This window comes from Salmonella sp. 32082101201600294FB01SM01 (genome assembly GCF_017572865.1).
Taxonomy (GTDB): domain Bacteria; phylum Pseudomonadota; class Gammaproteobacteria; order Enterobacterales; family Enterobacteriaceae; genus Salmonella; species Salmonella enterica.
This window is the reverse complement of the sequence record NZ_JAGESB010000004.1, coordinates 306771-328086: the sequence shown is the minus strand read 5'-3', so window position 1 is coordinate 328086 and position 21316 is coordinate 306771. Positions and strand designations below refer to the sequence as shown.

The 21316-nt window shown below is 56.3% G+C and carries 14 protein-coding genes; all 14 read left to right on the top strand.

Annotation, left to right across the window (positions count from 1 at the left end; translation table 11 throughout):
* Positions 1–47: 47 nt before the first annotated feature.
* Complete coding sequence (locus J4645_RS17950; RefSeq protein WP_023214578.1) at positions 48–4982, top strand: alpha-2-macroglobulin; 4935 nt, start codon at positions 48–50, stop codon at positions 4980–4982.
* Entirely contained in the window at positions 4983–7298 is a 2316-nt protein-coding gene (pbpC, locus tag J4645_RS17945; protein ID WP_023214577.1) for a peptidoglycan glycosyltransferase PbpC, read from the top strand.
* Positions 7299–7452: 154 nt separating this feature from the next.
* Positions 7453–9831, top strand: a complete 2379-nt coding sequence (locus J4645_RS17940; RefSeq protein ID WP_023214576.1) for a DMSO/selenate family reductase complex A subunit — start codon at positions 7453–7455, stop codon at positions 9829–9831.
* On the top strand, positions 9828–10457 hold the full coding sequence (locus tag J4645_RS17935; protein ID WP_000077441.1) for a DMSO/selenate family reductase complex B subunit: 630 nt from the start codon (positions 9828–9830) through the stop codon (positions 10455–10457). The genes J4645_RS17940 and J4645_RS17935 overlap by 4 nt, the downstream gene beginning before the upstream one ends.
* The gene (locus J4645_RS17930; RefSeq protein WP_023214575.1) at positions 10450–11259 is read left to right on the top strand and encodes a dimethyl sulfoxide reductase anchor subunit family protein; all 810 of its coding nucleotides are present in this window, start codon (positions 10450–10452) and stop codon (positions 11257–11259) included. Before J4645_RS17935 ends, J4645_RS17930 begins: the two co-directional genes overlap by 8 nt.
* A complete protein-coding gene (locus J4645_RS17925) occupies positions 11259–12122 on the top strand; it encodes a 4Fe-4S binding protein (RefSeq protein ID WP_023214574.1) in 864 nt (287 codons plus the stop codon). The genes J4645_RS17930 and J4645_RS17925 overlap by 1 nt, the downstream gene beginning before the upstream one ends.
* 120 nt (positions 12123–12242) lie before the next feature.
* Entirely contained in the window at positions 12243–12674 is a 432-nt protein-coding gene (gene ndk, locus J4645_RS17920; protein WP_000963846.1) for a nucleoside-diphosphate kinase, read from the top strand.
* A gap of 206 nt (positions 12675–12880) precedes the next feature.
* Positions 12881–14047, top strand: coding sequence for a bifunctional tRNA (adenosine(37)-C2)-methyltransferase TrmG/ribosomal RNA large subunit methyltransferase RlmN (locus tag J4645_RS17915; RefSeq protein WP_000003213.1), 1167 nt, complete (start codon positions 12881–12883; stop codon positions 14045–14047).
* Positions 14048–14339: 292 nt separating this feature from the next.
* Complete coding sequence (rodZ, locus tag J4645_RS17910; protein WP_001090885.1) at positions 14340–15344, top strand: cytoskeleton protein RodZ; 1005 nt, start codon at positions 14340–14342, stop codon at positions 15342–15344.
* Positions 15345–15370: 26 nt separating this feature from the next.
* A complete protein-coding gene (gene ispG / locus J4645_RS17905) occupies positions 15371–16489 on the top strand; it encodes a flavodoxin-dependent (E)-4-hydroxy-3-methylbut-2-enyl-diphosphate synthase (protein ID WP_000551832.1) in 1119 nt (372 codons plus the stop codon).
* Between the two features lie 110 nt (positions 16490–16599).
* The gene (gene hisS / locus J4645_RS17900; protein ID WP_023214571.1) at positions 16600–17874 is read left to right on the top strand and encodes a histidine--tRNA ligase; all 1275 of its coding nucleotides are present in this window, start codon (positions 16600–16602) and stop codon (positions 17872–17874) included.
* A 13-nt stretch (positions 17875–17887) separates the two neighbouring features.
* The gene (locus J4645_RS17895; protein ID WP_000409190.1) at positions 17888–18508 is read left to right on the top strand and encodes a YfgM family protein; all 621 of its coding nucleotides are present in this window, start codon (positions 17888–17890) and stop codon (positions 18506–18508) included.
* 10 nt (positions 18509–18518) lie between these two features.
* Positions 18519–19697, top strand: a complete 1179-nt coding sequence (gene bamB, locus J4645_RS17890; RefSeq protein WP_023214570.1) for an outer membrane protein assembly factor BamB — start codon at positions 18519–18521, stop codon at positions 19695–19697.
* Between the two features lie 116 nt (positions 19698–19813).
* Positions 19814–21286, top strand: a complete 1473-nt coding sequence (gene der, locus J4645_RS17885) for a ribosome biogenesis GTPase Der (RefSeq protein WP_023214569.1) — start codon at positions 19814–19816, stop codon at positions 21284–21286.
* The last annotated feature ends 30 nt before the right edge of the window (positions 21287–21316 follow it).

Sequence of the window (21316 nt, the reverse complement as noted above, 5' to 3'; positions counted from 1 at the left end):
TATCTCATCAACCGTTGCTGACAGGCCGTTAAGGCCAGGGATGAAAGATGAAACATTTACGCGTGGTGGCCTGCATGATCATGCTGGCGCTGGCGGGATGCGATAACAACGATAAAACCGCCCCGACGACTAAAAGCGAAGCGCCAGCCGTAGCGCAGCCCTCGTCCGCGCAAGACCCGGCACAGCTACAAAAGCTGGCACAGCAAAGCCAGGGCAAAGCGCTCACGCTATTAGACGCCTCCGAAGCGCAGCTCGACGGCGCGGCGACGCTGGTGCTGACGTTTTCAATTCCTTTAGATCCTGAACAGGATTTCTCCCGTGTGGTTCACGTGGTTGATAAGAAAAGCGGCAGCGTTGACGGCGCATGGGAGCTGGCGCCAAATTTAAAAGAGCTAAGGTTACGTCATCTGGAACCTGAGCGCGTGCTGGTGGTCACGGTTGATCCCGCCGTTAAGGCGCTGAATAACGCCACCTTCGGCAAGTCTTATGAAAAAACGATTACCACGCGTGATGTCCAGCCCAGCGTCGGCTTTGCCAGCCGGGGATCACTGCTACCGGGGAAAATCGCGGAAGGACTGCCGGTCATGGCGCTTAACGTCAACCACGTTGATGTGAACTTTTTCCGCGTTAAGCCCGGATCGCTGGCGTCATTTGTCAGCCAGTGGGAGTACCGTAGTTCTCTCTCTAACTGGGAGTCCGACAATCTGCTGAAAATGGCGGATTTGGTTTATACCGGTCGTTTTGATCTTTATCCGGCGCGCAATACGCGTGAGAAACTGCTGCTGCCATTAAGCGATATTAAGCCGCTGCAACAGGCGGGCGTATATGTGGCGGTAATGAATCAGGCTGGACACTACAACTATAGTAATGCCGCTACGTTGTTTACCCTTAGCGATATCGGCGTGTCCGCGCACCGTTACCATAATCGGCTGGATATCTTTACGCAAAGCCTGGAAAACGGCGCGGCGCAGTCGGGAATTGAGATCGTTCTTCTGAATGATAAAGGTCAGACGCTGGCGCAGGCGACGAGCGACGCGCAGGGACATGTGCAACTGGAAGCTGATAAAGCGGCGGCGCTATTACTGGCGCGTAAAGAGGAGCAGACCACGCTGCTCGATCTCACGCTTCCGGCTCTGGATCTGTCGGAATTTAATGTCGCTGGCGCGCCCGGCTACAGCAAGCAGTTTTTTATGTTCGGCCCGCGCGATCTCTACCGCCCGGGCGAAACGGTTATCCTCAACGGATTACTGCGCGATAGCGACGGTAAAACGCTGCCCGATCAACCCGTTAAGCTGGAAGTGGTAAAACCAGACGGACAGGTGATGAGTACCATCGTCAGCCAGCCGGAAAACGGGCTATACCGTTTGAATTATCCGCTGGATATCAACGCGCCGACCGGCTTGTGGCATGTCCGCGCCAACACCGGCGATAATTTGCTGCGGAGTTGGGATTTCCATGTGGAAGACTTTATGCCGGAGCGGATGGCGCTCAACCTGACGGCGCAAAAAACACCGCTGGCACCTGCGGATGAGGTGAAATTCTCCGTTGTCGGCTATTACTTGTATGGCGCGCCTGCTATCGGCAATACCCTGCAAGGGCAACTTTTCCTGCGTCCGCTGCGCGACGCTGTCGCGGCGTTGCCTGGTTTCCAGTTCGGCAATATTGCCGAAGAGAATCTTTCGCGCAGCCTGGACGAAGTTCAGCTTACGTTGGATAAAGGCGGGCGTGGTGAAGTGAGTGCTGCCAGCCAGTGGCAAGAAGCGCATTCGCCGCTGCAGGTGATTCTACAGGCCAGCCTGCTGGAGTCTGGCGGTCGTCCGGTCACTCGTCGCGTAGAGCAGGCGATTTGGCCTGCCGATACGTTACCGGGAATTCGTCCACAGTTCGCCGCCAAAGCGGTATACGACTACCGTACGGATACCACCGTTAATCAACCGATTGTCGACGAAGACAGCAACGCCGCATTCGATATTGTTTACGCCAACGCGCAGGGCGAGAAAAAAGCGGTGTCTGGTTTACAGGTGCGGCTCATCCGCGAGCGTCGCGACTATTACTGGAACTGGTCGGAAAGCGAAGGCTGGCAGTCGCAGTTTGATCAAAAAGATCTGGTAGAGGGCGAGCAGACGCTGGATCTGAACGCGGATGAAACCGGAAAAGTCAGCTTCCCGGTGGAATGGGGCGCGTACCGTCTGGAGGTCAAAGCGCCGAATGAGACGGTCAGCAGCGTTCGTTTCTGGGCCGGCTATAGCTGGCAGGATAACAGCGACGGTAGCGGCGCGGCGCGTCCGGATCGCGTCACCCTCAAACTGGATAAAGCGAATTATCGTCCAGGCGACACCATGAAATTGCATATCGCCGCGCCGGTCGCCGGTAAAGGTTATGCGATGGTGGAGTCCAGCGATGGTCCGCTGTGGTGGCAGGCGATCGATGTGCCGGCACAAGGTCTGGAGCTCACGATTCCGGTGGATAAATCCTGGAATCGCCACGATCTCTATCTCAGTACGCTGGTGGTGCGTCCCGGCGATAAATCTCGTTCCGCGACGCCAAAACGCGCCGTGGGGTTACTACACCTACCGCTGGGGGATGAAAACCGCCGCCTCGATCTGGCGCTGGAAAGCCCGGCTAAAATGCGCCCGAATCAGCCGCTCACCGTCAGGGTGAAAGCCAGTGTTAAACACGGCGAAATGCCAAAACAGATCAACGTGCTGGTCTCCGCAGTCGATAGCGGCGTATTGAATATCACCGATTACGCGACGCCGGACCCGTGGCAGGCGTTCTTCGGTCAAAAACGCTACGGTGCGGATATCTACGATATTTACGGCCAGGTCATTGAAGGGCAGGGGCGGCTGGCGGCGTTGCGTTTTGGCGGCGATGGCGACGACCTTAAGCGCGGCGGAAAACCGCCGGTAAACCATGTCAATATCATCGCGCAGCAGGCGCAGCCGATCACGCTCAATGAGCAGGGCGAAGGCGTCGTAACGCTGCCGATTGGCGACTTTAACGGCGAACTGCGGGTTATGGCGCAGGCATGGACAGCGGACGATTTTGGTCGTGGCGAAAGCAAAGTTGTTGTCGCCGCGCCAGTGATTGCCGAGCTGAATATGCCGCGTTTTCTGGCGGGAGGGGATGTTTCGCGACTGGTGCTGGACGTCACCAATCTGACCGACCGCCCGCAGACGCTGAATATTGCGCTCGCCGCCAGTGGGTTACTGGAACTGCTTAGCCAGCAGCCGCAACCGGTCAACCTGGCGCCGGGCGTGCGCACCACCTTATTCGTTCCGGTACGCGCGCTGGAAGGTTTGGGCGAAGGCGAAATCCAGGCGACCATTAGCGGTCTGAATCTGCCGGGAGAAACCCTCGGCGCGCAGCATAAGCAGTGGCAAATCGGCGTGCGTCCGGCCTGGCCTGCCCAAACGGTAAATAGCGGCATTGCGCTGGCGCCGGGAGAGAGCTGGCATGTACCAGAGCAGCATCTGGCAAACGTCTCGCCAGCCACGTTACAGGGACAACTGCTGTTAAGCGGAAAACCGCCGCTCAATCTGGCGCGCTACATTCGCGAGCTGAAAGCATATCCGTACGGGTGCCTGGAACAAACCACCAGCGGGTTATTCCCGGCGCTGTATACCAATGCCGCTCAATTGCAGTCGCTCGGTATTACCGGCGATAGCGATGAAAAACGGCGCGCCGCAGTGGATATCGGCATCTCACGGGTACTACAGATGCAGCGTGATAACGGCGGTTTTGCGCTATGGGATGAAGATGGGGCGGAAGAGCCCTGGCTAACGGCCTACGCGATGGATTTCCTCATTCGCGCGGGCGAGCAGGGATATAGCGTCCCGCCGGAAGCCATTAACCGGGGCAATGAGCGACTGCTGCGTTATCTGCAGGATCCCGGCACGATGCTGATTCGTTATAGCGATAATACCCAGGCCAGTACTTTTGCCGCACAGGCTTACGCCGCGCTGGTACTGGCGCGTCAGCAGAAAGCGCCGCTCGGCGCGCTGCGCGAAATCTGGGAGCGCCGTAGTCAGGCGGCTTCAGGACTGCCGCTGATGCAATTGGGCATCGCGTTAAACACGATGGGTGATGCCAGACGCGGCGAAGAGGCCATTACGCTGGCGCTGAATACGCCGCGTCAGGACGAACGGCAATGGATAGCGGATTACGGCAGTTCTCTGCGCGATAACGCTCTGATGTTGTCGCTACTGGAAGAGAACAACCTCAGACCGGACGCGCAAAACGCGCTATTAAGCTCGCTTTCTGAGCAGGCCTTCGGTCAGCGCTGGCTCTCTACCCAGGAGAACAATGCCTTGTTCCTCGCCGCGCATTCGCGACAGGCCAGCGCGGGCGCCTGGCAGGCGCAGACCTCGTTAGAGGCGCAGCCGCTGTCGGGCGACAAGGCGCTGACCCGTAATCTGGATGCTGACCAGCTGGCCGCCCTTGAGGTGACGAACACCGGTAGCCAGCCGCTATGGTTGCGTCTGGATAGCAGCGGCTATCCCTCATCTGCGCCTGAGCCTGCCAGCAACGTTTTGCAGATTGAACGACAAATACTGGGAACCGATGGTCAGCGCAAATCGCTGTCCTCGTTGCGTAGCGGCGAACTGGTGCTGGTCTGGTTAACGGTAGTGGCCGATCGCAATGTGCCGGATGCGCTGGTGGTGGACCTGCTCCCGGCCGGGCTGGAGCTGGAAAACCAGAATCTGGCTGACAGCAGCGCCAGCCTGCCGGAGAGCGGTAGCGAAGTGCAAAATCTGCTTAATCAGATGCAGCAGGCGGATATTCAGTATATGGAATTCCGCGACGATCGGTTTGTGGCTGCCGTCGTTGTCAATGAGGGCCAGCCCGTGACGCTGGTCTACCTGGCGCGCGCGGTAACGCCGGGGACGTACCAGCTTGCGCAACCGCAGGTGGAATCGATGTACGTGCCTCAGTGGCGGGCAACCGGCGCGAGCGAGGGGCTGCTGATTGTGACGCCTTAAATGAACGGTTGGCGTGGTAAACGTGGCCGCTGGCTGTGGCTGGCGGGCGTGCCGCTTTTTATTTTCCTGGCGTTATGGGCGGCGGATAAACTCTGGCCGCTGCCGCTCAATGAGGTCCATCCTGCGCGGGTCGTGGTAGCCCATGACGGTACGCCGCTGTGGCGCTTTGCCGACGCCGGGGGGATCTGGCGTTATCCGGTGACGATAGAAGAGGTCTCTCCCCGTTACCTGGAGGCCTTAATCAATTACGAAGATCGCTGGTTCTGGCGGCACCCTGGCGTTAACCCTTTCTCCGTCGCGCGCGCGGCGTGGCAGGATCTTACCGCCGGGCGCGTTATTTCCGGCGGCAGTACGCTGACTATGCAGGTGGCGAGACTGCTGGACCCGCATTCGCGCACGTTCGGCGGTAAAATCCGCCAGCTTTGGCGCGCCCTCCAGCTTGAATGGCATTTGTCCAAGCGCGATATCCTGACGCTGTACCTGAACCGCGCGCCGTTCGGCGGCACGCTACAGGGTATTGGCGCTGCAAGCTGGGCCTACTTCGGCAAGCCGCCCGCGCGCCTGAGCTACGCTGACGCGGCGCTGCTGGCCGTATTGCCGCAGGCACCGAGCCGGTTACGCCCCGACCGCTGGCCTGCGAGAGCCGAAGCGGCACGAAATAAAGTACTGGATCGGATGGCGGCGCAGGGCGTCTGGCCTGCCGAAACGGTACGCGAGTCGCGTGAAGAGCCGGTCTGGCTGGCGCCGCGTCAAATGCCGCAACTGGCGCCGCTTTTTGCCCGAATGATGTTGAGTAAAAGCCAGAACGACAAAATTGTGACCACGCTGGACGCCGGATTGCAGCGGCAACTGGAAGATCTGGCGCGGGCATGGAAAGGGCGGCTGCCGGCACGCAGTTCGTTGGCGATGATCGTCGTCGATCATACCGATATGAGCGTGCGCGGCTGGGTAGGATCGGTAGACCTTAATGACGACAGCCGTTTTGGTCATGTCGACATGGTAACGGCGATCCGATCGCCGGGATCGGTACTCAAACCCTTTGTGTACGGTCTGGCGCTGGATGACGGCTTGATCCATCCCGCATCATTATTACAGGACGTTCCGCGCCGCACCGGAGATTACCGCCCGGGAAACTTCGACAGCGGATTTCACGGCCCGGTCAGCATGAGCGACGCGCTGGTACGCTCGCTGAATCTGCCTGCCGTTCAGGTGCTTGAAGCCTATGGGCCGAAACGATTTGCGGCAAAACTGCGTAACGTCGGCCTGCCGCTATATTTGCCTGCTGGCGCGGCGCCCAATCTTTCGCTGATTCTGGGCGGCGCGGGCGCGCGGCTTGACGAGATGGCGGCGGCATACAGCGCGTTCGCTCGTCATGGGAAAGCGGCGAAACTACGGTTACAGCCGGACGATCCGCTGTCGGAAAGACCATTAATGTCGCCGGGAGCGGCGTGGATCATTCGACGGATTATGGCGGATGAAGCGCAACCCTTGCCGGATAACGCGCTGCCACGCATTGTGCCGTTGGCGTGGAAAACCGGCACCAGCTACGGCTATCGCGATGCGTGGGCTATTGGCGTTAACGCGCGCTATATCATCGGTATCTGGACAGGCAGGCCCGACGGCACGCCTGTGGTGGGGCAATTTGGTTTTGCCAGCGCGGTGCCATTGCTTAACCAGGTCAATAATCTGTTACTGGCGCATACGGGACGCCTGCCGGAAGATCCGCGTCCGCAGACGGTAAGCCGCGGCGTCATTTGCTGGCCGGGCGGACAGACTCTGCCTGCCGGAGACAGCAACTGTCGCCGCCGACTGGCGACATGGCTTCTCGATGACAGCCAGCCGCCCACGCTGCTGTTACCTGAGCAGGAAGACATCAACGGTATTCGTTTCCCGGTCTGGCTGGATGATACGGGGCGGCGTGTCGCTGCCGACTGTCCGCAGGCGCGTGCGCATACGTTTATCGTCTGGCCGCGGCCGCTGGAGCCGTGGCTGCCGCCTGCGGAAAGACGTAGCGCCCGCTTGCCAGCGGCGTCCGACCACTGTCCGCCGCTGCAGGGCAATGATGCCGCGCCGTTAATGCTGTCAGGAGTGAGGGATGGCGCGGTGATCAGGCAATTGCCAGGCCAGGAAAACGTCACGCTGCCCGTCTCGACTACCGGCGGTAAAGGGCGTCGCTGGTGGTTTTTAAATGGCGAACCTGTTAATGGCGAAAATAATCGTCTTTCTTTATTACTCAATATCGCTGGACGTTATCAACTTGTCGTAATGGATGAGTCCGGTCAGGTTGCAGCGGTTAATTTTGAATTAATACGTTAACAACTCTTCAGAATAAATTATGAATTTCATTTAATTTAAAGTTAATGAGAATTATTAATTTTCCGGAATTACCCTTAATGAGGGAGCTTGATAAATATCAAGAGATCTAACACTTAAAAACGTGAGAATGGGTTTTTATTTGACGAGTCGGATCATGAAAAATATAAAAAGCCAGGGAAATGGCGAACAGCCCGCTATTTCTCGCCGCCACTTTATCCAGGCCAGCTCCGCGCTTATTGCGTTACCGTTTGTCTCCTCGCCAGCTACCGCTCAGGCGCGCGCTGTGACGGCAACTGAAAACAGGCCTGCGGAAAAAGTCGTTCAGACATGCAGCACTTTTGACTGCGGGGGCAAATGCGATATTCGGGCGCATGTTAGTGACGGTATCGTGACGCGAATTTCAACGCGACCGGATAATGCGCTGGATGCGCAAATGCCGGTGATGCGTGCCTGTGTTCGTGGACGCGCATACCGTAAATTTGTTTATCATCCTGACAGACTTAAATATCCCATGAAGCGCGCAGGAAAACGCGGTGAAGGAAAGTTCGAGCGAATTTCCTGGGATGAAGCGACAACCTTAATCGCCGATAATTTAAAATCGATTACTGAAAAATATGGCCCGGCTTCGCGCTATGTTCATGTTGGCACCGCCGTTTCCGGCGGCACCTTTTCCGGCGATAAAATGGCGCGTCGCCTGCTGAATCTGACCGGCGGCTATCTCGAAAGCTACCATTCTGTGAGTATGGGCAACACGGCGGCGGCGACGCCTTATACTTACGGCACTGCCGCCAGCGGCAGTTCGCTGGATACGCTTTTGGAGACCAAACTGGTGATTCTGTGGGGCCATAACCCGACGGAGACCATTTTTGGTCATACCAACTATTTCTTGCAGAAGATGAAGCAGAACGGTACGCGGTTTATCGTGGTCGATCCGCGCTATTCCGACACCGTTTCGTCGCTGGCGGATCAGTGGATCCCGCTACTGCCCACCACCGACAATGCGCTGATGGACGCGATGATGTACGTCATCATCAGCGAGAATCTGCACGATCGTGCATTTATTGCGCGCTACGCTATCGGTTTTGACGAAGACTCAATGCCGGAAGGCGTACCGGCTAACGAATCGCTGGTGGCGTATCTGACCGGCGCCAAAGACGGTGTCGTTAAGTCCCCCGAGTGGGCGGAAAAGATCACCCATGTGCCGGCGCAAACCATTCGCCAGTTAGCGCGTGATTACGCGAATACCAAACCCGCCGCGTTGATTCAGGGGTGGGGACCACAGCGCCACAACTGCGGCGAGCGCACCGCGCGCGGCTCGACCCTACTGGCGACCATTACCGGTAATGTCGGCATCAAAGGCGGTTGGGCTGCGGGTTACGGCGGCTGCGCTAACCGTAAATTTGCCGCGGGTCCGGAGATGCCGGATAACCCGGTAAAAGCCAAAATTTCGGTGATGAACTGGGTACAGGCCGCAGACGACGCCAGCAAAGTGACGCCGGATATGGGGCTGAAAGATGCCGATAAGCTGGACAGTAACATCCGTATTCTGTTCTCGCTGGCCGGGAACTATCTGGCGAATCAGAACCCCGATCTGCACCAGGCGGTACGCGTACTGGAGGATGAATCAAAGATCCAGTTTATTGTCGCCAGCGATCTGTTTATGACGCCGAGCGCGAAATACGCTGATCTACTGCTGCCGGAAACCAGCTTTATGGAACGCTGGAACATCGGTGAAACCTGGGGCACGGCAAGCTACCTGATACTCTCTGAAAAGCTGATCGAGCCTGAATTTGAGCGGCGCTCCGACTACGACTGGCTACGTGAGGTGGCGGCGAAATTAGGCATTGAGAATGAATTTAGCCAGGGGCGCGATGAGAAAGCGTGGATTGAACACATCTGGGAACAGACGCGCCTGGCGATGCCGGACGAAAATCTGCCGGATTTCGCCACGCTGCAAAAGACCCGTCAGCATCTGTTCAAAAGCGCGCCATTTGTCGCCTTTGAAGACAATATTCGCGATCCGGACAATCATCCGTTCCCGACGCCGTCAGGGAAAATAGAGATCTTCTCGAAGCGCCTGTACGACATGCAGCATCCGGAAATCCCGGCGTTATCGCACTACGTTCCCGCGCATGAAGGCCCGGAGGATGCGCTGGCGAAAGATTTTCCGCTTCAGTTAATTACGTGGAAAGGAAAAAACCGCGCCAACTCAACGCAATACGCTAATCCGTGGCTGATTGAAGTGCAGCAGCAGACATTGTGGATCAACCCGCAGGATGCGCAAAAGCGCGGCATTACGCATGGCGACATGGTGCGCATTCATAACTCACGCGGGATTTGCGAAATCCCGGCGGAAGTGACGCCGCGCATTATTCCCGGCGTTGTCGCAATGCAGGCTGGCGCCTGGTGGCAGCCGGATGAGAACGGTATTGATAAAGGCGGCTGTGCGAACGTCCTCAGCTCGGCCCGTATTACCGCGCTGGCGAAGGGAAATTCACATCAAACCATGCTGGTGGAGGTGGCTAAAGCATGAGTCAGTTTACACATTACCCGCCGGTGAGCGATAAACAACTGGGATTTTTTATCGACTCCTCACGCTGCTCCGGTTGTAAAGCCTGCCAGGTGGCCTGCAAAGACAAAAACAATCTGGAAGTAGGCCGTCGTTTCCGCCGCGTCTATGAAGTCAAGGGCGGAAGTTTCATCCCGACCGGGCAGGGCGGGGTCAGCAATAACGTATTTGCTTATACGCTTTCCATTTCCTGCAACCACTGTGCGGACCCTGTCTGCACCAAAAATTGCCCGACTACCGCTATGCATAAACGCCCTGGCGACGGCATCGTGCGCGTTGATACCGACAAATGCGTCGGCTGTGGCTACTGCGCCTGGTCCTGCCCTTACGGCGCGCCGCAGCTTAACGAGCAGACCGGCCAAATGTCCAAGTGCGACATGTGCGTTGATTTACAGGCGAAAGGTGAACCGCCCGTCTGTGTCGCGACCTGTCCGCTGGAGGCCATCAAGTTTGGCCCGATTGATGAACTGCGCGCGAAGTACGGTAGCGTATGCGACGTTAACGGGCTGCCAGATTCATCCATAACCAAGCCTAATCTGGTTGTAAAAGCGCATCAGGGCGCAGAAAAAGAGGGTAAACGCCATGCATGAGTTACCGCTGCTGATTTTTACGCTCTGTTTGCAAGGGTCTGTGGGGGTGACTCTGTGGCTGGCGTTGGGCCGCCAGTACGCCGTAGAGGGACGCGTGCCTGCACGCGTCGCGCTTCCCGCGATGGCGGGGGCGTTTGTGCTGGCCTGCGTGGGGCTGCTTGCTTCAGCGCTGCACATGGGCTATCCCCTGAATGCGCTAAATGCGTTACGTCATGTCGCCAGTTCGTGGCTGAGTCGCGAAATCGTCTTTGCCAGCCTTTATCTGGCGGCGCTGGGACTGGGGGTTGTGCTGCTGTTTTTCCGAAAGCCAGGCTGGCAGCCGCTGCTGGCGCTGGCGGCAGCGTTCGGGCTGGTGGATGTATTCTGCATGGCGCAGGTTTATATCCATGCCTCGGTGGCGACCTGGCAGCATAGCAACACGCTGGCGCTGTTTTTTGGCACGTCAGGCATTATCGGTTCGGTAGTCATTGCGCTGGCTTATCTGCGCAACGCTGGCACCGCAATGCGCTGCGCTGTGGTGGTGGTCGCACTGATGGTGCTGATTCGCCTGATCATGCAGCCGCTATGGCTGGCGGATATTAATGCGGTGGATACGACGATCGTCACTTTCCCGCATCATCCGCTACAGGCGCTGGCGCAGTTGCGTGACGTCTATCTTCTCGGCTGGTGTGTCTCAGCGGCGGGAATGCTCTGCTTTGCCGCAGGCGGTCTGCGAAACGCCAGAGGGACGCTGGTGGCGGGCAGCGTATTGCTGCTTATCGGCGAGATTATGCTGCGCTACGTCTTCTTTAGTATTGGCTGATGGTTAACCTGACGATCGATCCGGTGGTAGACGTGACGCAGGCCTGCGTCCGTCGTCGCTTTCGTTTTTCTTCCTGCCGCGCTTGCGCCGATGTTTGTCCGGCGCAGGCGTTTTCGCTGGCGCAGGGGCAGGTCAGCATAGATACGACGCGCTGCATAGCCTGTGGCGACTGTCTGTTTGTCTGTCCTGTTGACGCCATTACCGGTATCAAACCGGTTAAACGCTTTGTGCAGGGGGATACGTTGGTGGGGCCGTTTTCGCTACAGGCGCCAACGGTCGATGAACTGCTTCTCTGGCACAGCCAGTACGGTATTCGCTTTATTGATATTGCGGTGGAGCGATCGGCGCAGTGGCTGATGGCGCTGGCGGGGCTAAATTTAGCGCTGCGCCGCTATGGCGAGCCGGGCTGGTCTTTCAAACACGTTGTCGGCGCGGAGATTAACGCCTCGCGGCGCACTCTGTTTCATGTTCCGCGCGACGCCATTACCCCGTGCGCCGTCGAGCCGGGGAAACGGCGTCTCAGACAGGCGTTTTCCGCGTTCAGCGAATGCGTACCCGAAATCAGTCCGCAAGAGTGCAGGATGTGCGGCGCCTGCTGGCGAAGCTGCCCGGAAAACGTTATCCAGTTTGACGACAATACCCTGACGATAGCGGCGGCGCGTTGTACGGGATGCGGCGGCTGTGCGGCGGTATGTCCGCATCAGGCGCTGTGGCTGCGGTTTGACGTGGAACCCGCCTCAACGCGGCATAGTGCGGCGTATACGCTCACCTGCGAAAGCTGCAAACGTACTTTCCATGCTCTCACGCCTGAACACACGCACTGCGTGCTGTGTCAGTCCCCTGAGTTTGCTGTGCGCCTTTAACTTTTGTTGCTAATGCTCATTTTATTTTAAAAAAATGTTACCTGCATCCATAGGCAATTGATGGGATGCTCTTTATAATCCGCGCCTGACATAACAACAGAACATATTTCAGAGGTAAACATGGCTATTGAACGGACTTTTTCCATCATTAAACCCAACGCGGTGGCAAAAAACGTTATTGGCAGCATCTTTGCGCGCTTTGAAGCTGCAGGGTTCAAAATTGTTGGCACTAAAATGCTGCACCTGACCGTTGAGCAGGCGCGCGGCTTCTATGCTGAGCACGACGGCAAGCCGTTCTTTGACGGTCTGGTGGAGTTCATGACCTCTGGCCCTATCGTGGTATCCGTGCTGGAAAGTGAAAATGCGGTACAGCGTCACCGCGATCTGCTTGGCGCCACCAATCCGGCGAACGCGTTGGCGGGTACGCTGCGCGCCGACTACGCTGATAGCTTAACTGAAAACGGCACCCACGGTTCGGATTCGCTGGAATCCGCGCAGCGCGAAATCGCCTTTTTCTTCGGTGAAGGCGAAGTGTGCCCGCGCACCCGTTAATCTCCTTCGTCTTTCACGCTGTAAATGCGTTGGCGATAAATTATCGGTTCAAATATTATTTTTGCTAATGCCGCGTACAGACGTGGCATCCTTACGCCAGAATTTGTACAATGCAGCGCCCCCGGACGAGCAGTAAGCTTACCGGGGCGTTTCTTTTTTCAACCCTCCAGGGGCCATAACGTGTAATAACGAGGCCGGAATAGCATATGTCTGAACAAATTGTCACACCTGAAAGCAGTACCCCGGTAGTTCCTAACAACGAAACAAAAATCAACCTGCTGGATCTCAACCGTCAGCAGATGCGCGAGTTTTTTAAAAACTTAGGTGAAAAGCCTTTCCGCGCCGATCAGGTGATGAAATGGATGTATCACTATTGCTGCGATAATTTTGATGAGATGACCGACATCAACAAAGTGTTGCGCGGCAAATTAAAAGAGGTCGCGGAAATCCGCGCGCCGGAGGTCGTTGAAGAGCAGCGTTCCTCAGACGGCACCATTAAGTGGGCGATTGCTGTCGGCGATCAGCGCGTTGAAACGGTCTACATCCCGGAGGACGACCGCGCTACGCTGTGTGTCTCTTCACAGGTAGGGTGCGCGCTGGAGTGCAAGTTTTGTTCAACTGCGCAGCAGGGCTTTAACCGTAACCTGCGCGTATCGGAAATTATCGGTCAGGTCTGGCGTGCGGCGAAAATCGTCGGCGCGGCCAAAGTCACCGGCCAGCGTCCGATCACCAACGTGGTCATGATGGGGATGGGCGAGCCATTGCTTAACCTGACCAATGTTGTACCGGCGATGGAAATTATGCTCGATGACTTTGGTTTCGGCCTGTCCAAACGTCGTGTCACGCTCTCAACGTCCGGCGTGGTGCCTGCGCTGGATAAGCTGGGCGATATGATAGATGTCGCGCTGGCTATCTCCTTACATGCGCCGAATGACACTATTCGCGACGAAATCGTCCCGATCAACAAAAAATACAATATCGAAACGTTCCTGGGTGCGGTTCGCCGCTATCTGGAGAAATCCAACGCCAATCAGGGGCGCGTGACGATTGAATACGTGATGCTTGACCACGTCAACGACGGCACTGAACACGCGCATCAACTGGCGGAGCTACTAAAAGAGACGCCTTGTAAGATTAATCTGATTCCGTGGAACCCGTTCCCTGGCGCGCCGTATGGCCGCAGCTCTAACAGCCGTATCGATCGCTTTTCTAAAGTTTTGATGAGTTATGGTTTCACGACCATCGTACGCAAGACGCGTGGCGATGACATTGATGCGGCATGCGGACAGTTGGCAGGCGATGTGATTGACCGTACTAAACGTACCCTGCGTAAGCGTATGCAGGGAGAGGTGATTGACATCAAGGCTATTTGATAGCAGTTGCGCCACGGTGCATTCATTATACCGTGGCGCAATGTCAGTTGAATAATGTCTGGCGTTGTACTTGTCTGGTCAATAATAACGGTGCGTTTTTGTCGACTTTAAGGCAGTATGTAACGGTGCAACAAGAGTTTAGCCTTGTGTCTTACGCGGTTTTGTCATCTGCGGCCTGACAGGCTTATACTGTCTGACTAAGGTTAACTAACCTGATGTTTCGCGGTGTGGGCGGGCATTACGGCTCGTCGGCGCCTGAATCCTAATTTACACGTACCTGTAGCTGTAGCGAATGAATACTGAAGCCACGCACGACCAAAATGAAGCACAAACCACCGGCGTTCGTCTGCGCAATGCCCGTGAACAACTCGGACTCAGCCAGCAGGCTGTCGCTGAGCGACTTTGCCTGAAGGTTTCTACGGTACGCGATATTGAAGAAGATAAGGCGCCGTCCGATCTTGCTTCAACCTTCCTGCGCGGATATATCCGCTCATATGCGCGTCTGGTGCATGTTCCAGAAGAGGAACTGCTGCCGGGACTGGAAAAACAGGCCCCGCTGCGCGCCGCCAAAGTCGCTCCGATGCAGAGTTTCTCATTAGGAAAGCGTCGCAAAAAACGCGACGGCTGGTTAATGTCTTTTACCTGGCTGGTACTGTTTGTGGTCGTAGGGCTGACCGGCGCCTGGTGGTGGCAGAACCATAAGGCGCAGCAGGAAGAGATCACGACAATGGCCGATCAAAGCACGGCTGAACTGAACGCAGATAAAGACAGCGGCCAAAATGTACCTCTGGACACCCGTGACGCGACAAGCCAGGATACGACGCCAGCGCAAACGGCTCCGGCTCCTGCGACGCCGGTTGATTCGACAGCGGCGACGCAAACGCCAGCGCCAACGGCAACGGCAACGCAAAATACGGTAGTCGCGCCTTCGCAGGCGAATGTCGATACGGCTGCGACATCTGCCGCGCCAGCGGCAACGGAAACGCCGTCCGCGCTGCCGACCAGTCAGGCTGGCGTAGCGGCGCCTGCTGCCGATCCGAACGCGCTGGTGATGAATTTTACCGCTGACTGCTGGCTCGAAGTCACTGACGCCACGGGTAAGAAGCTGTTTAGCGGTATGCAGCGTAAAGATGGTAATTTAAACCTAACAGGTCAGGCGCCTTATAAACTTAAAATTGGCGCGCCGGCCGCGGTGCAGATCCAGTATCAAGGAAAACCTGTCGATCTGAGCCGCTTTATCAGAACTAATCAGGTTGCGCGTCTGACCCTTAATGCCGAACCGACACCGGCGCAGTAACAGACGGGTAACGCGGGAGATTTTTCATGCATAACCAGGCTCCGATTCAACGTAGAAAATCGACACGTATTTACGTTGGGAATGTGCCGATTGGCGATGGCGCCCCCATCACCGTCCAGTCGATGACTAACACGCGTACCACTGACGTGGAAGCGACGGTTAATCAGATCAAAGCGCTGGAACGCGTTGGCGCAGATATTGTTCGTGTTTCTGTACCGACCATGGACGCCGCCGAAGCATTCAAGCTTATCAAACAGCAGGTTAACGTCCCGCTGGTTGCCGATATTCACTTCGACTACCGCATTGCGCTGAAAGTAGCGGAATACGGCGTTGACTGTTTGCGTATCAACCCCGGCAATATCGGTAACGAAGAACGCATTCGCATGGTGGTGGACTGCGCGCGCGACAAAAACATCCCTATTCGTATCGGCGTAAATGCCGGATCGCTGGAAAAAGATCTGCAGGAAAAATACGGTGAGCCGACGCCGCAGGCGCTGCTGGAATCAGCCATGCGCCATGTCGATCATCTCGATCGTCTCAACTTTGATCAGTTCAAAGTGAGCGTAAAAGCGTCCGATGTATTCCTTGCCGTTGAGTCTTATCGTTTGTTAGCCAAGCAGATCGATCAGCCGCTGCATCTGGGGATCACCGAAGCGGGCGGCGCGCGTAGCGGGGCAGTCAAGTCGGCGATCGGTTTAGGTCTGCTGTTATCGGAAGGCATCGGCGACACGCTGCGCGTATCGTTGGCGGCCGACCCGGTGGAAGAGATCAAAGTCGGTTTCGATATTTTGAAGTCGCTGCGCATTCGCGCGCGCGGCATCAATTTCATCGCCTGCCCGACCTGTTCTCGCCAGGAGTTCGACGTTATCGGCACGGTGAACGCGCTGGAGCAGCGTCTGGAAGATATCATCACCCCGATGGACGTCTCGATCATCGGTTGCGTAGTGAACGGGCCTGGCGAAGCGCTGGTATCGACGCTGGGCGTGACGGGCGGCAATAAAAAAAGCGGCCTGTATGAAGACGGCGTGCGTAAAGACAGACTCGACAACGACGATATGATCGCGCAGCTTGAATCCCGTATTCGCGCGAAAGCAAGTCAACTTGATGAAGCGCGTCGGATTGACGTGCTGCAGGTTGAAAAATAAGAACGTGATGGGAAGCGGCGCGCTTCCCGTGTATGATTGAACCCGCATGGCTCCCGGTTCGTTCGGGGAAGCGCTGAGGGTTCATTTTTATATTCAGAAAGAGAATAAACGTGGCAAAAAACATTCAAGCCATTCGCGGCATGAACGATTATCTGCCTGGCGAAACCGCCATCTGGCAGCGCATTGAAGGCACACTCAAAAACGTGCTCGGCAGCTACGGTTACAGTGAAATCCGCTTGCCGATTGTAGAGCAGACCCCGTTATTCAAACGCGCGATCGGTGAAGTTACTGACGTGGTTGAAAAAGAGATGTACACCTTTGAGGATCGCAACGGCGATAGCCTGACATTGCGCCCTGAAGGTACGGCGGGCTGTGTACGCGCCGGCATCGAACATGGTCTCCTGTACAATCAGGAACAGCGTTTGTGGTATATCGGCCCGATGTTCCGTCATGAGCGTCCGCAAAAAGGCCGCTACCGTCAGTTCCACCAGCTAGGCGCCGAAGTCTTCGGCTTACAAGGCCCGGATATTGACGCGGAGCTGATTATGCTGACCGCACGCTGGTGGCGCGCGCTGGGCATCGCTGAACACGTTAGCCTGGAGCTGAACTCTATTGGTTCGTTAGAGGCGCGTGCGAACTATCGCGATGCGCTGGTCGCGTTCCTCGAACAGCATCAAGAGACGCTGGACGAAGACTGCAAACGCCGCATGTATACCAATCCGCTGCGCGTGCTGGATTCAAAAAATTCGGACGTGCAGGCGCTGCTCAACGACGCGCCCGCTCTCGGCGACTATCTTGATGACGATTCACGCGAGCACTTTGCCGGCCTGTGTAAATTGCTGGACGCGGCGGGGATTGCCTACACCGTCAACCAGCGTCTGGTACGCGGTCTGGATTACTACAACCGCACCGTATTTGAATGGGTAACAAACAGTCTGGGGTCACAAGGCACCGTCTGTGCGGGTGGTCGTTATGACGGTCTGGTGGAACAACTGGGCGGTCGCGCTACCCCGGCAGTGGGCTTTGCGATGGGCCTGGAACGACTTGTTTTGTTAGTTCAGGCAGTTAATCCGGAATTTATTGCCTCTCCTGTTGTCGATATATACCTGGTAGCTGCCGGCGCACAAACGCAGTCTGCGGCAATGACGCTGGCGGAGCGGCTGCGCGATGAAATGCCAGGCGTGAAGCTAATGACAAACCACGGCGGCGGCAACTTTAAGAAACAGTTTGCCCGCGCCGATAAGTGGGGCGCCCGTATTGCACTGGTTCTTGGCGAATCTGAAGTCGCCGATGGAACTGTTGTAGTGAAGGATTTGCGCTCCGGTGAGCAAACGGCAGTGGCGCAGGACAGCGTCGCCGCGCATTTGCGCACTTTATTGGGCTAAGGAGAAGGACAGCGTGGAAATTTACGAGAACGAACACGACCAGGTGGATGCGATTAAACGCTTCTTTGCCGAAAACGGCAAAGCGCTGGCTGTCGGAGTGATTTTAGGGGTTGGCGCGCTGGTTGGCTGGCGTTACTGGAGCAGCCATCAGACGGAGTCCGCGCGTGCTGCTTCTCTGGCGTATCAAAATGCGGTGACGGCGGTAAGCGCCGATAAGCCGGATAGCATTCCGGCCGCTGAAAAATTCGCGGCTGAGAATAAAAATACCTATGGTGCGCTGGCGTCTATGGAACTGGCGCAGCAGTTTGTGGATAAGAATGAACTTAAAAAAGCCGAAGCCCAGTTGCAGCAGGGGTTGGCGGCCACCAGCGATGAAAATCTCAAAGCGGTGATTAATCTGCGTCTCGCTCGCGTTCAGTTACAGCTTAAGCAAGCTGATGCCGCGCTGAAAACTCTGGATGCCGTTAAAGGCGAAGGATGGACGGCCATTGTCGCGGATTTGCGCGGCGAAGCGTTGCTGAGTAAGGGTGATAAAAAAGGCGCGCGCAGCGCATGGGAAGCTGGCGTCAATAGCGATGCTTCTCCGGCGTTGAGCGAAATGATGCAGATGAAAATCAATAATTTGTCCATCTGAGAGGGACCCGATGCAATTGCGTAAATTACTTCTGCCAGGGTTGCTTTCCGTTACCCTGCTCAGCGGCTGTTCACTGTTTAGCGGCGAAGAAGATGTCGTCAAGATGTCTCCATTACCGCAAGTTGAAAACCAGTTTACCCCGACCACTGTCTGGAGTACCTCTGTCGGTAACGGAATTGGCGAATTTTATTCTAACCTTCATCCGGTAATGGCAGATAACGTGGTCTATGCAGCCGATCGCGCGGGCGTGGTAAAAGCGCTCAATGCGGATGATGGCAAAGAGATCTGGTCTGTGAATCTGGGCGAGAAAGACGGCTGGTTCTCTCGTTCGTCCGCGCTGTTGTCCGGCGGCGTCACGGTCGCGGGCGGTCACGTCTATATCGGCAGTGAAAAGGCCGAGGTTTATGCGCTGAATACCAGCGACGGTACCACAGCATGGCAGACGAAGGTCGCAGGAGAAGCGTTGTCTCGCCCGGTTGTCAGTGATGGAATCGTCCTTATCCATACCAGCAACGGTCAGTTGCAGGCGCTAAATCAGGCGGATGGCGCCATTAAATGGACGGTGAACCTGGATATGCCTTCGCTGTCGCTGCGCGGCGAATCTGCGCCGGCAACCGCGTTCGGCGCGGCTATCGTTGGTGGCGACAATGGCCGCGTCAGCGCCGTGTTGATGCAACAAGGCCAGATGATTTGGCAACAGCGTATCTCCCAGGCCACTGGCCCAACGGAAATTGACCGTCTGAGCGACGTTGATACCACGCCGGTTGTGGTAAACGGCGTCGTTTACGCGTTGGCGTATAATGGTAACTTAACGGCGCTGGATCTGCGCAGTGGTCAGATTATGTGGAAACGCGAGCTGGGTTCGGTCAATGACTTTATCGTCGACGGCGACCGTATCTACCTGGTCGATCAGAACGATCGCGTGCTGGCGCTGACCACTGAGGGCGGCGTAACGCTGTGGACGCAAAGCGATCTGCTGCACCGTTTGCTGACCTCCCCGGTACTGTATAATGGTGATTTAGTCGTCGGCGATAGCGAAGGTTATCTGCACTGGATTGATGTTGATGACGGGCGTTTTGTGGCCCAACAAAAAGTAGACAGTTCCGGTTTTCTGACCGAACCGACGGTGGCGGATGGTAAACTGCTCATCCAGGCCAAAGACGGTACGGTCTACGCGATTACGCGTTAATCGTCACGGTTGTGCGTTTTAAAAAACGGCTCCTGGTGTAGGGGCCGTTTTCCTGTTTTTAACAATGGCGCAAAATGCGCGCGTTGTCTGATGATTTTTTTAATGAGGCTTTAAACATGGTACCTGTGGTCGCGCTTGTCGGGCGCCCTAACGTCGGAAAATCCACGCTATTTAACCGTCTGACCCGCACCCGAGATGCGCTGGTTGCGGATTTCCCGGGTCTGACTCGTGACCGTAAGTACGGTCGTGCGGAGGTTGAAGGCCGCGAGTTTATCTGTATCGACACCGGCGGTATTGACGGCACCGAAGATGGCGTCGAAACGCGGATGGCGGAACAGTCGCTGCTGGCGATTGAAGAAGCGGATGTGGTGTTATTCATGGTAGATGCGCGCGCTGGCCTGATGCCGGCGGATGAAGCGATTGCCAAACATCTGCGTTCCCGTGAAAAACCGACCTTCCTGGTGGCGAATAAAACGGATGGTCTCGATCCCGATCAGGCGGTTGTCGATTTTTACTCGCTGGGGTTAGGCGAAATTTACCCTATCGCCGCCTCACATGGTCGCGGCGTATTGAGCCTGCTGGAACATGTGCTTCTGCCGTGGATGGATGATGTCGCTCCGCAGGAAGAGGTGGATGAAGACGCGGAATACTGGGCGCAGTTCGAGGCGGAACAAAATGGCGAAGAAGCGCCGGAAGATGATTTTGACCTGCAAAGCCTGCCGATAAAGCTGGCGATTGTCGGTCGCCCGAACGTAGGTAAGTCCACACTCACTAACCGTATTCTCGGCGAAGAGCGCGTGGTGGTATACGATATGCCGGGCACCACTCGCGACAGCATTTATATCCCGATGGAACGCGACGAACGGGAATATGTGCTGATTGACACGGCGGGGGTGCGTAAGCGCGGAAAAATCACCGATGCGGTAGAAAAGTTCTCGGTGATTAAAACGTTGCAGGCGATTGAAGACGCTAACGTCGTACTGTTGGTTATCGATGCGCGCGAGGGGATCTCCGACCAGGATTTGTCTCTGCTGGGCTTTATCCTCAATAGTGGGCGCTCACTCGTTATCGTAGTCAACAAATGGGATGGCCTGAGCCAGGAAGTCAAAGAGCAGGTGAAAGAGACGCTGGATTTCCGTTTGGGCTTTATTGATTTTGCCCGCGTTCATTTTATCTCTGCGCTACACGGCAGCGGCGTCGGCAACCTGTTTGAGTCCGTACGCGAGGCTTACGACAGCTCCACTCGCCGGGTGAGCACTGCGATGCTGACCCGTATCATGACGATGGCGGTGGAAGATCATCAGCCGCCGCTGGTGCGCGGTCGCCGTGTGAAACTGAAATATGCCCACGCTGGCGGCTATAACCCGCCGATTGTGGTTATTCACGGCAACCAGGTAAAAGATCTGCCAGACTCCTATAAGCGCTATCTGATGAACTACTTCCGCAAGTCGTTGGAAGTGATGGGTACGCCGATTCGCATTCAGTTTAAAGAAGGGGAGAACCCGTATGCGAACAAGCGTAACACACTGACGCCAACGCAAATGCGCAAACGTAAGCGTCTGATGAAACATATCAAGAAAAGCAAGTAATGCTTTTTCAGTAATATTCCAGGCCTGACA

What these genes read in the sequence shown, in the direction of transcription:
- J4645_RS17950 (WP_023214578.1), top strand. Translation starts at nt 48, where the DNA reads ATGAAACATTTACGCGTGGTGGCCTGCATGATCATGCTGGCGCTGGCG.
- pbpC (WP_023214577.1), top strand. Translation starts at nt 4,983, where the DNA reads ATGAACGGTTGGCGTGGTAAACGTGGCCGCTGGCTGTGGCTGGCGGGC.
- J4645_RS17940 (WP_023214576.1), top strand. Translation starts at nt 7,453, where the DNA reads ATGAAAAATATAAAAAGCCAGGGAAATGGCGAACAGCCCGCTATTTCT.
- J4645_RS17935 (WP_000077441.1), top strand. Translation starts at nt 9,828, where the DNA reads ATGAGTCAGTTTACACATTACCCGCCGGTGAGCGATAAACAACTGGGA.
- J4645_RS17930 (WP_023214575.1), top strand. Translation starts at nt 10,450, where the DNA reads ATGCATGAGTTACCGCTGCTGATTTTTACGCTCTGTTTGCAAGGGTCT.
- J4645_RS17925 (WP_023214574.1), top strand. Translation starts at nt 11,259, where the DNA reads ATGGTTAACCTGACGATCGATCCGGTGGTAGACGTGACGCAGGCCTGC.
- ndk (WP_000963846.1), top strand. Translation starts at nt 12,243, where the DNA reads ATGGCTATTGAACGGACTTTTTCCATCATTAAACCCAACGCGGTGGCA.
- J4645_RS17915 (WP_000003213.1), top strand. Translation starts at nt 12,881, where the DNA reads ATGTCTGAACAAATTGTCACACCTGAAAGCAGTACCCCGGTAGTTCCT.
- rodZ (WP_001090885.1), top strand. Translation starts at nt 14,340, where the DNA reads ATGAATACTGAAGCCACGCACGACCAAAATGAAGCACAAACCACCGGC.
- ispG (WP_000551832.1), top strand. Translation starts at nt 15,371, where the DNA reads ATGCATAACCAGGCTCCGATTCAACGTAGAAAATCGACACGTATTTAC.
- bamB (WP_023214570.1), top strand. Translation starts at nt 18,519, where the DNA reads ATGCAATTGCGTAAATTACTTCTGCCAGGGTTGCTTTCCGTTACCCTG.
- der (WP_023214569.1), top strand. Translation starts at nt 19,814, where the DNA reads ATGGTACCTGTGGTCGCGCTTGTCGGGCGCCCTAACGTCGGAAAATCC.